Source organism: Rhizobacter fulvus (assembly GCF_964020785.1).
This window is the reverse complement of the sequence record NZ_OZ224516.1, coordinates 3,447,590-3,460,447: the sequence shown is the minus strand read 5'-3', so window position 1 is coordinate 3,460,447 and position 12,858 is coordinate 3,447,590. Positions and strand designations below refer to the sequence as shown.

The 12,858-nt window shown below is 69.5% G+C and carries 11 protein-coding genes; 3 read left to right on the top strand and 8 right to left on the bottom strand.

Annotated features, from left to right (window positions below; all coding sequences use genetic code 11):
* Positions 1 to 40: 40 nt before the first annotated feature.
* The 3 genes from ACWH49_RS16570 (at position 41) to ACWH49_RS16560 (ending at position 4,194) form a co-directional block, all read left to right on the top strand.
* Positions 41 to 1,834: a hybrid sensor histidine kinase/response regulator gene (locus ACWH49_RS16570; protein WP_448172457.1), complete on the top strand. Its 1,794-nt coding sequence runs from the start codon at positions 41 to 43 to the stop codon at positions 1,832 to 1,834.
* A 311-nt stretch (positions 1,835 to 2,145) separates the two neighbouring features.
* Positions 2,146 to 2,433, top strand: coding sequence for a hypothetical protein (locus tag ACWH49_RS16565; RefSeq protein ID WP_448172456.1), 288 nt, complete (start codon positions 2,146 to 2,148; stop codon positions 2,431 to 2,433).
* Positions 2,434 to 2,505: 72 nt separating this feature from the next.
* On the top strand, positions 2,506 to 4,194 hold the full coding sequence (locus ACWH49_RS16560) for a PAS-domain containing protein (RefSeq protein ID WP_448172455.1): 1,689 nt from the start codon (positions 2,506 to 2,508) through the stop codon (positions 4,192 to 4,194).
* A 9-nt stretch (positions 4,195 to 4,203) separates the two neighbouring features.
* Here ACWH49_RS16560 and ACWH49_RS16555 read toward each other — a convergent pair whose 3' ends face one another.
* From ACWH49_RS16555 to ACWH49_RS16520, 8 genes are all read right to left on the bottom strand, one after another.
* Positions 4,204 to 5,364: an HD-GYP domain-containing protein gene (locus ACWH49_RS16555; protein WP_448172454.1), complete on the bottom strand. Its 1,161-nt coding sequence runs from the start codon at positions 5,362 to 5,364 to the stop codon at positions 4,204 to 4,206.
* Positions 5,365 to 5,449: 85 nt separating this feature from the next.
* The gene (locus ACWH49_RS16550) at positions 5,450 to 6,226 is read right to left on the bottom strand and encodes an SDR family NAD(P)-dependent oxidoreductase (protein WP_448172453.1); all 777 of its coding nucleotides are present in this window, start codon (positions 6,224 to 6,226) and stop codon (positions 5,450 to 5,452) included.
* A 7-nt stretch (positions 6,227 to 6,233) separates the two neighbouring features.
* Positions 6,234 to 7,346: a Gfo/Idh/MocA family protein gene (locus ACWH49_RS16545; protein WP_448172452.1), complete on the bottom strand. Its 1,113-nt coding sequence runs from the start codon at positions 7,344 to 7,346 to the stop codon at positions 6,234 to 6,236.
* 57 nt (positions 7,347 to 7,403) lie between these two features.
* Positions 7,404 to 8,531 (bottom strand): porin, encoded by a 1,128-nt coding sequence (locus ACWH49_RS16540; protein ID WP_448172451.1) that lies wholly within the window; start codon positions 8,529 to 8,531, stop codon positions 7,404 to 7,406.
* Positions 8,532 to 8,616: 85 nt separating this feature from the next.
* Positions 8,617 to 9,492, bottom strand: a complete 876-nt coding sequence (locus ACWH49_RS16535; RefSeq protein WP_448172450.1) for a carbohydrate ABC transporter permease — start codon at positions 9,490 to 9,492, stop codon at positions 8,617 to 8,619.
* A complete protein-coding gene (locus ACWH49_RS16530) occupies positions 9,492 to 10,391 on the bottom strand; it encodes a carbohydrate ABC transporter permease (protein WP_448172449.1) in 900 nt (299 codons plus the stop codon). Before ACWH49_RS16530 ends, ACWH49_RS16535 begins: the two co-directional genes overlap by 1 nt.
* A gap of 41 nt (positions 10,392 to 10,432) precedes the next feature.
* Positions 10,433 to 11,713, bottom strand: a complete 1,281-nt coding sequence (locus ACWH49_RS16525) for an ABC transporter substrate-binding protein (protein ID WP_448172448.1) — start codon at positions 11,711 to 11,713, stop codon at positions 10,433 to 10,435.
* A 71-nt stretch (positions 11,714 to 11,784) separates the two neighbouring features.
* Positions 11,785 to 12,858: an ABC transporter ATP-binding protein gene (locus ACWH49_RS16520; protein ID WP_448172447.1), complete on the bottom strand. Its 1,074-nt coding sequence runs from the start codon at positions 12,856 to 12,858 to the stop codon at positions 11,785 to 11,787.

Here is a 12,858-nt window from a genome sequence, read left to right as displayed (position 1 = left end):
GACGCACTTTGGTCGGGCCGGTTGCTGCCGATAACCGGCGATGGACACCGCGACCACACTGAGCGACGACGCCTATCGGCGGCTCGGTGCCATCATTGCCCAGGTGCAGTCGCGCTTCATCCTGCGCGCACCGCCGCGCGAGGTGTTCGAGCCGCTGCTGACCGACCTGCTCGGCTTCACCGAAAGCGAGTACGGCTTCATTGCCGAGTTGCTGCACGACCCGCTCGACCAGCACCCGTTCCTGCGCATCCAGGTGCTCACGGACATCAGCTGGGACGAGCCGACCCGGCTGCTCTACGCGGAACACCTGTCCGGCAAGCGTCCGGTCGAATTCCACAACATGGCCACGCTGTTCGGCGCGGCCGTGACCGGCCGCACCACGGTGATCTCGAACGATCCGGCCACCGACTCGCGCAGCGGCGGCCGGCCGTCGCAGCACCCGCCGCTGCGTTCGTTCCTCGGCGCACCGCTCTTCCACGGCGGCGAGATGGTCGGCGTCGTCGGCCTGTCGAACCGGCCGGGCGGGTACGACGAGGGGCTCGCGCGCTTTCTCGAGCCGCTGTTTTCCAGCGTCGGCTCGATCCTGGGCGCGGTGCGGATGGAAGCGGCCCGCCGAAGCGCCGAGGAGACCGTGCTGCAAAATCGCGTGGCCCTGGTCGCGGCCGAGGCGGCGCAGCGCGCCAATGCCGCGAAGACCGAATTCCTGTCCCGCATGAGCCACGAGCTGCGCACGCCCCTCAACGCGGTCCTCGGCTTCGCGCAGTTGCTGCAGCTCGACGCCAAGACGCCGCTGAGCACGCTCCAGGCGCTGCACGTCGGTCACATCGAACGCGCCGGAAGTCACCTGCTGGCGATGATCGACGATGTGCTCGACCTCTCGCGCATCGAGAGCGGGAACTTGCCGATGGCGATGGACACCGTGCGGGTCGAGCAGGTGGTGCAGGAATCGATCGCACTCGTCGCGCCGACGGCGGCGCAAGCCGGCCTCCAGCTCGAGGTCGCCGGGCCGCAGGCGCAGGAACGCCCGTGCAGTCTCGTTCGAGCGGACCGGCTTCGCCTGCGCCAGGTGCTGGTCAACCTGCTCAGCAACGCGGTCAAATACAACCGACGCGGCGGCGACATCTCGGTGCAGTGGTCCTGCCTCGACGATTCCCGCCAGGTGGCGATCGACGTGAGCGACTCCGGCATCGGGCTGACGGACGAGCAGCTCGCGCACCTGTTCGAGCCGTTCAACCGGCTCGGCGCCGAACGCACCAAGGTCGACGGCACCGGCATCGGGCTGGTCATCTCGCGTCGGCTGGTCCACTCGATGGGCGGCGAGATCGAGGTCAGCAGCGTGGCGGGGGTCGGCAGTCGGTTCCGGGTGCTGCTGCCGGCCGCGCCGGCGTCAAGTGCCGGCAGTCCGCCGACCGAGCCCGGTGCGCTGGTGCCGGGCGCGGCCACCGGCCCTGAAGTGGCGCGGCGCACCGTCCTTTACGCGGACGACAACGCGCTCAACGTCGAGGTGGCCCTGGCCATCCTGCAGACCCGGGCCGATCTCCGGGTGGTGGTGGCCCGCAGCGGGCGCAGGGCGCTCGAGGTCGCGCAGCGCGACCCGCCCGACCTGATGCTGCTCGACATGCACCTCGGCGACATGACCGGCGTGCAGCTCCTGCAGCGGTTCGCGGCCGATCCGGTGCTGGCGCAGGTGCCGTGCGTCGCCGTCTCCGCCGACGCGATGCCGCTGGCGATCGCCGAGGCCGAACGGGCCGGTTTCAAGGCCTACCTGACGAAGCCCTTGAACGTCCGGACATTCCTCGGCTGCGTCGACCGGATGCTGAAGCCGCCGCACTGACGCTCGTGTTTCCTTCCTGTAGAACGAAACGTTCTCGGCGCTAGGAAGGCCGGCCACATCGGCGACCTGACGGCGGCGCTCGAGACGCACTGCGCAGGCACCCCCTCACGTCGGCCTAAGCCACTACCTGATCCACGCGACCGATGCCGGGACGGCCGGCGTGGCGCGCCGCGTGCTTGGGGCGGCGTGGGTGTCGGCGGATGAGGGGCTGCGCGACCGCCGCTAGCTGTCGCTCATATGTGACTTTTATGAGTCATTTATCCGATAGAATTTCTGGCAACGTCATTCGACGACCTGGCCCGCCCCGCTCGATGACCACCGCCGTTCCGATAGACCCCCGCCGCCGTGTCGAAATGTTCGGGTGCCTCGCCGAGATGATCGGCGGGTTCGCCCAGCTGGGCGCGGGTCCCGCCGCGCTGACGCACGAAGACCTGAACCGCCAGATGCGCGCCGGCACGGTATTCAAACTGACCGCTTCGGTGGGCCACGCCGGTCCGATGGACGTCCTGATCCAGAGCGTCCAGATCGATGGCTCGGTGTTCGACGTGGTCCAAATCGAAGCACCGCTGCGCGACGCGCCGTTCGTCTTTCAGCCCTAGCTGTCTGGCCGAAGCGGCCGCATGTTGCTACGCTGGTGCCTGTTTGCATCAAATCGCCACGTTGGGACCACCATGAGCGAGCCACTCGAGACCCTGCGGGCGCTCGGCGCAGCGCTGGACGGGTTGGACACCGCGCTTTGCGCTTTCGACGACGATGACCGCGCGCTCTGCTGGAACCGCAGCTTCCTGCGCTTCTTCCCCGAACACGACGGCCACGTGCACGCCGGCGAGCCCTACGCCGCGAACCTGCGCCGCTTCTATGCTTCCCGCCTGTCGCCCGAGGAAGCGCCGAACACGGAGCAGTACGTGATCGAGGGCCTGGCCCGCCACCGGACGCAGCGGGCGCCGTACGAGTTCTTTCATGACGGCAGGTGGCTGCGGGTGACCTCCGTGCCGCTGCCCGAGCTCGGCCGCGTGCGGCTCTGGAAGGCACTCGACGTCCGGGCCGAGGCGGCCGGCTCGCCCGACGAATCGACCGCGCGGTTCCTGTTGACGACGAATGCGCTCGACGACGTGGCCGACGGCGTCATGGTCACGGACCGGTTGCATCGCATCGTCTGGGCCAATGCGCCTTTCCTGCAGATGTACGGCTTCGCCGACCGCGCGGCCGCGTTCGCACTGAGCTTCGAGCAGGTGTTTCGCCGCGTCTGGGAGGCCGAGCCCGAGAACGAGGACTTTCGCGACGGCCTGCGCGCGCTGCAGGAGAACCTGCGCTTTGCCGGCGCGCCGTTCGAGCTGCCGCTGCCCGAGGGCCGCTGGACGCGGGTCGTCGAGCGCCGCAGCGCGGACGGCAAGAGCTTCTTCGCGCACGTCGACATCACGGTGTTCAAGAAGCAGCAGGAGCGTCTGCGCGTCGCGGAGCAGGAGGCGCGCGAGAACGCCCGCACGCTGCGGGTCAAGTCGGCGCTGCTCGAGGCCACCCTGGAGCGCATGGAACAGGGCGTGATGATGGTCAATGCCGAGCGCATCGTCGAGGTCTGCAACCGGCGCGCCATGGAACTGCTCGATCTGCCGCCCGCGCTGATGGCGTCCCGGCCCACGTTCACCGCAGTGCTCGAGCACCAGTGGCAGCACGACGAATTCGCCCACACCCCCGACGACATCCTCCAGTTCGTGCGTGCGGGCGGCATCCTCGATCGACCGCATCGCTACGACCGGCCGCGGCCGGATGGCCGCATCATCGAGGTGCAGAGCGTGCCGATCGATGGCGGCGGGGTGCTGCGCACCTACACCGACATCACCGAACGCAAGCGCGCCGAGGACCAGGTGCGGCACGTCGCGCGGCACGACGGACTGACCTCGCTGGTCAATCGGGACGCGTTCCTCGAAGCGCTGACGGGCTTCACCCGCGCGGGCGACGGCAGCGGCGAACAGTTCGCCGTGCATTTCATCGATCTCGATCGCTTCAAGCCGGTCAACGACCGCTTCGGCCACGCGGTGGGCGACGCGGTGCTGACCGAGGTCGCCGTCCGCCTGCGGCGCGCAGTGCGCGAGGGCGATGTCGTCGGGCGCATGGGCGGCGACGAGTTCGCGGTGCTGCAGCGCGGCGACACCCACGCCGACGCTGCGGAGGGGCTGGCCCACCGGATCCTGGCGGAGATCTGCCGCCCGATCGAGGTCGACGGTCAAGAGGTGCGCGTCGGCGCCTCGATCGGCACCGCGAGGTACCCCGCCGACGGCACGAGCGCCGAACCGCTGCTGCGCAAGGCCGACGCGCAGATGTATCTCGCCAAGGCGACCAAGCCGCCGCTCACGCGCTGATCCCGTCCCTCACGGGAACGCGACGACGCCGTAGACCCGCTCCGGCAGCACGCGCTGGAACTCGGCGATATTGTCGGGCGCGCCGACCACCGCGTACGCCGGCATTGCGCAGTCCCGCCGCTGCGTCTGCGCCGTCGGGCGCCCACGCGCATCGCTCAGCGTCGCGACCACCGGATGCAGGCCGCTCGCCGGACGGCGAATCGACACCGCGACCTCGCCCGAGCGCAGTTGCACCAGGCTGCCCGGCGGATGCACGCCGAGCGACTTGATCACCCCCATCGCCAGCGGGTCGCCGGCGTTCTGCTGGAACAGCTGGCGCACCGCGTTCTGCGGGGTCATGGCCGGCCGATGGGCGCGCGGGCTGATCTTGGCCATGAACACGTCGATCGCGCGCAGCACGCGCGCCGCATCGGACGGTGCCGCGATGCCCTGCGGATAGCCTTGCCCGCCGGGTTGCTCGTGGTGCTCGGCGAGCGTGCGCAGCCAGCTCTCGTCGGTCACGCCCAGACCGCGCAGCAGCTCGGCGGCCGCGACCGGGTGCGCGCGGATCTCGCGCATCTGCCTGGCGGTCGGCGGCTCGCCCTGTTCGGCCATGGCGGCCTGGAGCTCGAAGATCGGCAGGTTCATCGTCAGCGCGGCGCTGGCCAGCGCATCGACCTGGGCCGTGCTCCAGCCGAGCTGCTTGCCGCTGATGAGCGCAATCGTGGCGCAATGCAGCGCGTGGGTCAGCGGGTACAGCGCGAAGCGCCGGTCGTCCTGACGCACGCACAGGAACAGGGCCACGTCCGCATCCGCCTCGACCAGCGCGCGCAGGTCGTCGAGGAAGGAAGCCAGTTCTGCCGGGCCGGCCTGGCGCGCGACCAGCTGGCGGGCCAGCTTCTCGAACCGCCACAGCAGGCGCGACCAGTGGTCGAACAGCGACAGCGCGTGCAGCGAGGGAACCGCGCTCGCCGCACTCGCGCGCGCCTTCCGTTCGGCCTCGACCGCGGGCCGCTCGGCCCACGCGCCGCGTTCGAGCAAGCTCTCGTACTGCGCTTCCTCGATCAGCAGGTGCCCGGCGTTCAGCAACAGGCGGCCCTGCGCATCGAGGATGCGAAACGGCAGCGGCTGGCCGATCGCGAGCAGGTCGCGCACGGCCGGCAACGGAACACGTTCGGAGAGGTCGTTCATGGTGCGCAGTGTCGTCAGCGCACAGTCTGCGCCGCGATCGGCGCTGCGGGCACCGGATTTCCCTACGCCGACCGGGCTCGAACGCCTAGCCGATCACGGAACACTGTGCGATTCCGGCGTCGACCAGCACATGCTGGCCGGTCATGCCGTTGCTGTCGTCGGCGGCCATGAACAGCGTCACCCGTGACACGTGCCCGGCATCGAGCCGGATCTTCAGGCACTGCGCGTCGAGGAAGGCCTGGTCCGCGGCGCTGTCGCGGTGCAGCGCCGCCTGGCGTTCGGTCACGATCGCGCCCGGCACGACGGCATTCACCCGGATGTTGCGGGCGCCGAGTTCACGCGCCAGCGTGCGGGTCAGGCCGAGGATGCCGGCCTTGGCGGTCGTGTAGCCGGCCAGGTTCGGCCGCCCGCGCATCCACGAGACCGAACCCATGTTGATGACCGAGCCGCCGCCGGCCGCGGCCATCGCCGGGGCGACGGCCTGGATCGCGAAGAAGTAGTGCTTCAGGTTCAGCGCCAGCCGGTCGTCCCAGAAGTCCGGCGTTACCTCCTCCATCGCGTGCCGGTCGTCGCGGCCGGCGTTGTTGACGAGGACGTGCACCGGCCCGTGGCGCTCGATCAATTCGCGCAGCAGCTGCTGGTAGGTCGGCACGTCCCGCACGTCGCACATCGCATAGTGCGGCGAGGGCCGGCCGGCGGCTTCGATCTCCGCCACCAGCGCGTCGCCGCCGTCGGGGCGCGTACCGCAGAACGACACGCGCGCGTCCTGCGCGGCGAACGAGCGGACCAGGTCGGCGCCGATGCCGGAACTGCCGCCGCTGATGAACACGTGCCGGCCGGCGAGCGAGGGATAGCGCGTCACGGCCGCCTCACCAGCCGGCCGGGAGCACGTCCCGGAGCTCGACCGCGCGGCCGGTGGCGATGCTCTGGTGCGCGGCCAGGCCGGTCGCGACGCTGCGCAGCCCCTCTTCGAGCGACACCTCGGCCGGCGTGCCATTGCGGATCGCGGCGGCGAACTGGCGGTGCTCGATGAACGACGCGCCGAAGTGCTGGCCGGCGTACTTGACCGTCGAGTCCCAGACGCGCCGCACCGACACACCGCGCTCGGTGCCGCTCGGCGCGCCCCACGCGGCCCGCGTGCCCCAGTCCTCGCGGCGGCCGTAGCGCAGCGTCAGCGAAGGCAGCAGCGATTCGAGCTTGCCTTCGTCGCCGACCACGGTGATGTGCTCGTTGTCGACCGAGTTCTCCGCGAACATGCACAGGTCGAGCATCGCGCGCGCGCCGCTCGGATACTCGACGATCACGTAGGCGCTGTCGAGGATGTCGGGCGTGCGCCCGCCGTAGCGCTCGTCGAGGTGGTTCACGCGCTGCCCGCCGGAGGCGAACACGCGCTGCGGCCGCTCGCCGAGCACGAGGTCCATCAGGTTGAAGTAGTGGCAGCACTTCTCGACCAGCGTGCCGCCGGTGTTGGCGCTGAAGCGGTTCCAGTCGCCGACCTTGGGATAGAAGGGCTCGCGGTGCTCGCGGATCGCCACCTGGTGCAGCCGGCCGATCCGCCCGGCATGCGCCATGCGGATCATCTCGGCCACCGGCGGCATGTAGCGGTACTCCTGCGCGACCCACACCAGCGCCTGGCGCCCGCGCGCCCGCTCGACCACGTCGAGCCCGTCGGCGATCGTCGTGCACAGCGGCTTCTCGACCAGGATGTGCAGGTCGGTCGCGAGTGCCGGGCGCAGCACCTCGGCGTGGGTGTAGTTCGGCGTGGCGATCACGAGCGCGTCGCACAGGCCGCTCGCGTAGAGATCGGCGGGCGTATCGAACACGCGCGGCGGCTGCGGGCACAGCGCCAGTGCCTGGGCGCGGCTGTTCTCGTCGGTGTCGACGAGGGCCGTGACCTCGGTGCCGTCGAGCGCCAGGATGTTCTCGATGTGTTCGCGGCCCATGCTGCCGCAGCCGATGATGCCGTAGCGGATCTTGCTCATGATGTGGTTCCGGGAGGTGCCGCGCGCGCGGCGCGCGGCACGTCGGGGTCGAAGTGGTTAGAAGGTGTGGGCGATGCCGACCGCGACGCCGCGCACGTTGTTGCCGATGACCGCCGGCGCGAAGCCGTTCAGCGAATTGCCGGAATTCGCGTCGTTGCGGACCTCGGCGATCGACGCGTACAGCTCGGTGCGGCGCGACATGAAGTAGTGATAGCCCAGGCCGAAGCCCTTGGACTTGCAGGCCACGCAGTTGTCGGGCGTCTTGGCCGCGTAATTCAGCCAGACCATGCTCTGCGAGAAGTAGTACGAGGCGCCGAGCATCCAGTCGTGGCCCTTGAAGTCGGCCGTGGTCGTGTCCAGCTTCCACGGGTGGTAGTTGCCCCAGAGCTTGATCTGCGGCGTGACCGTGTACATGCCCGAGACCAGCGCCTCGGTCGCGGTCTGCTCGGCGCCGCCGCCCGCCGGCACCGTGCCGCGCTTCTGGTTGTAGGCCAGCGAGCCGTAGAACGGGCCGCCGCGGTACTCGATGTTGGCCCCGAGCACCCGCCCGCTGCCGGCCGGTGCGCCTTCGGACGCACCCGCCGCGAGCATCACGGTCGCGCCGCCGAAGGTCGGGGTCTTGTAGACGACCATGTTGTCCTCGAACGCCGAGGTGATGCCGAACTGGTAGACGCCGCCGCCGATCGTGTCGAGCGAACCGGCCGCCTTGACCGGCGAGGCCGCCGCGCTGACCCGTGCGAAGGCGCTGCGCTGCACCGACTGCACCGCGCTGTAGCCGTGCAGGCGCAGCGGGCCGGTGTCGTCGGCGAACAGGAACGACCAGAAGATCGGCACGTACTGGCGGCCCAGCGTCACCGAACCCCAGGTCGGGCTCGACAGGTAAACCTGCGCACCGGCGTTGAAGAACTTGGCGCTCTGCTGGGCGCCGACGTCCGCGTTGAAGCGGTTCTCGAGGTAGAAGCCGGCCTTCAGGCCGTCGCCGAGGTCCTCGACGCCGCGAAAAATCAGTCGCGACGCGGTGTAGGTGCCGCTGTCGATGCGCTTGAGCTTGTTGGTGCCGTCGTCGATGTACTGCGGGCCGACATCGACCCGCCCGGCGAGCGTCACGCCGCTCTGCGCCTGCGCCGTTCCTGCGAAGGCGGCTGCGACGAGCGCCAGCGCCGTGAATCCGGTCACCTTGTTCATGTTGTCTCCTGGGTTGCGGTTGAAGGGGTCGTTGCGACGACCACGGATGACATGCCCGGACGGGCGTGTTGATGGCGGGCGGCGCTCATCCCTTGAGCCCGCCCTGCGTGAGCCCGCCGACGACGCGCTCCTGGAAGATCGCGATCAGCACCGCGACCGGCACGATCGCGACGATCAGCGCCGCGGAGATGATCGGCCACGGGAACGTGAATTCGCCCTGGTAGAGCGTGATGCCGACCGGCAGCGTGCGCATCGTCGCGCTCGAATTGAGCGACAGCGCGAGCAGGAACTCGTCCCACGAATTGACGAAGGCGAGGATGCCCGCCGTGAACACGCCCGGCGCCGCCAGCGGCAGCACCACCCGCACCAGCGCGCCCATGCGGGTGCAGCCGTCGATCATCGCGGCGTTCTCCAGGTCCTTCGGGATGCTCTGGAAGAAGCTGACCAGCACCAGCGTGCACACCGGCAGGTTCAGCACCGTGTACGGCAGCACCAGCGCGACGTAGGTGTTGAGCAGGCCGAACGAGCGCATCGTCTCGAAGATCGGCACCAGCAGCGTCACCAGCGGGAACATGCTGGAGGCCACGATCGCGGTCAGGATCAGCTGGCGGTGCCGCAGGTTCAGGCGCGCGATCGCGTAGGCGGCGAGCGCCGAGACGACCAGCGAGCTGATCGTCGCCAGCAGCGCGACCCAGAAGCTGTTGCCCAGGTAGCGCAGCAGCGGCTGGTCGGTGAAGGCCTGCACGTAGTTGTGCAGCGTCGGGTTCGCCGGCAGGTAGGTGATGGGCTTGCTGACCAGCTCGGCCTCGCCCTTCAGCGAGGTCAGCAGGATCCACAGCGCCGGAAAGAATCCGTTGAAGACGACCATCGCGGCCGCGATCAGCCGCAGCCCCGGGCCCTCGAGCGGCGAGGCGAACAGGCTCTTGTCGGCCGGGTGGTCGAAGCGGGGGATGGCGGCCATCATTCGCGTCCGATGCGTCGGAGGTAGACCGCGGTGACGCACAGCGACAGCGCGAACATGAACACCGCCAGCGTCGAGCCGTAGCCGACGTCGAGGTAGTCGATCGTGGTGGCGTGGATCAGCATCGCCAGCGTCTGGGTCGCGTTGCCGGGCCCGCCGTGGGTCATCGTGACCGGGATGTCGAACGTCTGCAGCGCGGTGATCGTGCGGAAGATCAGCGCGACGATGATCGACGGCATCAGCATCGGCACCGTGATCTGCCAGAACTGCTGCCAGCGGCTCGCGCCGTCGACCTCGGCGGCCTCGTACAGCGTGCGCGGGATCATCTGCAGGCCCGCCAGCAGGATCAGCGCCATGAACGACGAGGTCTTCCAGATGATCGCGACGCAGATCGCCGCGAACGCATAGCCCGGGCTCAGCAGCCACATCGTCTGCGGCGCCCCGCCGAGGCGGCGCGCCACGTCGTTGACGACGCCGTACTCGGTGTGGAAGAACCACGCGAAGATCAGTCCGACGAACGACAGCGGCAGCGCCCACGGCAGCAGCAGCGCCAGCCGCACCGGCCAGCGCCGCCTGAACGGCAGGTTCGCCAGCAGCGCCAGGCCCAGGCCCACCACCAGCGCGCCGGGCACGGTGATCAGCGTGAACAGCAGCGTGTTCTTGGCGGCGTTCCAGAAGTCCTTGTCGTGGATCACGTCGATGTAGTTCTGCACGCCGACGAACTTGATCGCGCCGGTGCCGCCGGACAGCCGCAGGTCGTAGAAGCTGTTCCAGATCAGCTTGCCGATCGGGTAGACGACGATCAGCGCGAGCAGCACGAATGCGGGCGCCAGCAGCAGCACCGCGAGGGTCTTCTCGCTCGGATCGCGCAGGCGATCCCAGGCAGTCGGTCGGTCCATGGCGGCTCCGGTCGGGCGGTGGTGCGCAGGCGGCTGCTCGGTCAGCGCATCACGCGCTTGAGCCGGCCCTCGATCTCGTCGACACCCTCCTCGGGCTTCTTGGTCCGCGCCAGGATCGCGCTGGTGGTGGTGCGGATCGCGTCGCTCACTTCGCCGTAGCGGTCGGACTGCGGGCGGCTGCGGCCCGCGATCACGACGTTGGCCGCGTCCTTGAACCACGGCGAGGCCTTCAGCACCTCGGGGTCGGTGTAGACGCTCTGAATCGTCGGCAGCAGCGAGCCCTGCGCGGCGAGGAACCTGCTCGCCTCGGGCGAGGCCATGAACTTGACCAGCTTCGCTGCGTCGGCCTTGTGCTTGCTGAACGCGCTGACCGCCCACTGCCAGCCGCCGACGCAGGTCGCGCTCTTGCCGCCGGTCATCGCCGGCAGCGGCATCACGCCGACCTTGCCCGCGACCTTGCTGTCCTTGTCCTGGCTGAAGCGGTCCCAGGCGAAGCCCCAGTTGACCGCGAACACCACCTGCCCGGCCTTGAACTCGTTGACGGTGTCGGGCGTCTTGACCTCGGCGATGTTCTTCTTCATTACGCCGGCGTCCATCATCGACAGCCACTCCTTCATGCCCTTGACGGCGGCCGGCTTGTCGAGCGTCATCTTGCCGGCGGCGTCGTTGAAGTCCTTACCCTGGCTCCAGTACGGCAGCAGGAAGGTGCAGACCGCGCCCTCGATCGGCGCGCCCTGGATCGACAGGCCCTGCAGGTTCGCGTCGCCCTCGCCCTTCTGGATCTTCTGCGCCGCGGCGGACAGTTCCGCCCAGGTCTTCGGCTCGGCAATCTTGTATTTCTCGAGCAGGTCCTTGCGGTAGTACATGAACATCGCGTCGGCGAAGGCCGGCATCGCGGCGATCTTGCCGCCGACCACGTTGGCCGTGCCGTACACCGGCAGGTAGGGCTTGAGCGCGACCGCGGGCTCGCCGACGTAGGCGTTCAGCGGCTCCAGCCAGCCGGCGCCGAAGTACTGCGCCGGATTGACGATGTCGATCATGTAGATGTCGATCGCCGAGTCCTTCGCGTTCAGCACGGTGCTCAGGTACTGGCGCTGCAGGTCGCTGGTCGCGCCGCCGGTCTCGATCTCGATCTTCACGCCCGGGTTCTGCGCCTGGTACTGGTCGAACAGCTTGCGCATCAGGTCGGGGCGCTGGTTGGCGCCGCCGGAGAACACGCGCAGCGCGGTGTCTGCGAGCGCGCCGGTGCTGCCGAGCGCGGCGGCCAGCGCCGCCACCGCCAGCCAGGTGCGGCGGCCGGAGAGGAAAGTCGATGCGGTCATGGGATGTCTCCTTGGATGGATGTCGTCGTGCCTGTCGATGCGGGTTTCCGTGGGTCGAACCGGTCTCGTCGTCAATGCACCACGGCCCGGCCGTTCGCGTTGTCGAACAGCCGCAGCGCCGCCGGCGGCACGAACACGTCGAGCCGGTGCCCCGGCGCCTGCTTGAAGCTCGCGGGACAGCGCGCGATCCATTCGGCCCGGCCGACCTTCAGCGTCACCAGCGTCTCGGAGCCCAGCGGCTCGAGCAACATGACTTCGGCCGGGATGCGGATGTCGTCGGCGCCCGCCGGCGCCAGCCCGATGTTCTCGGGGCGGATGCCGAGCTGGCAGTCGGCGACCGCGGCACGCGCGAGTGCCGGCGGCAGCGCGATCGAGGCACCGCCCAGGTCGGCGCGACCCGCGTCCAGCGTGCAGGCGGAGAGGTTCATCGGCGGCGCGCCGGTGAAGCCGGCGACGAACAGCGCTGCGGGCCGGTTGTAGATCGCGTCCGGCGTGTCGTACTGCATCTTGTGGCCGGCCTGCAGCACGCAGATGCGGTCGGCCAGCGTCATCGCCTCGGTCTGGTCGTGGGTGACGTAGATGATGGTCGCGCCCAGCCGCTGGTGCAGGCGCTTGATCTCGGTGCGCATCTCGTTGCGCAGCTGCGCGTCGAGGTTGGACAGCGGCTCGTCGAACAGGAACACCGCCGGCTGGCGCACGATCGCGCGCCCGATCGCGACGCGCTGCCGCTGCCCGCCCGAGAGCTCGCGCGGCTTGCGCTGCAGCATGTGGTCGATGCGCAGCAGCGCCGCGGCGTCGTTGACCCGTTTCTGGATCTCGGCCTCCGGCGTCTTGCGCAGCCGCAGCCCGAAGGCCATGTTGTCGAACAGGCTCTTGTGCGGATAGAGCGCGTAGTCCTGGAACACCATCGCGATGTCGCGGGCGCGCGGTGGCAGCTGGTTGACGACGGCGTCGCCGATGCGCACCTCGCCGCTCGTGATCGGCTCGAGCCCGGCGATCATCCGCAGCAGCGTGCTCTTGCCGCAGCCCGACGGGCCGACGAACACGACGAATTCGCCGTGCCGGATGTCGAGGTCGATCCCGTGGATGACCTTGACCTTGTTGTCGTAGGACTTCGCGACCTGACGCAGTTCGACGGCGGCCAT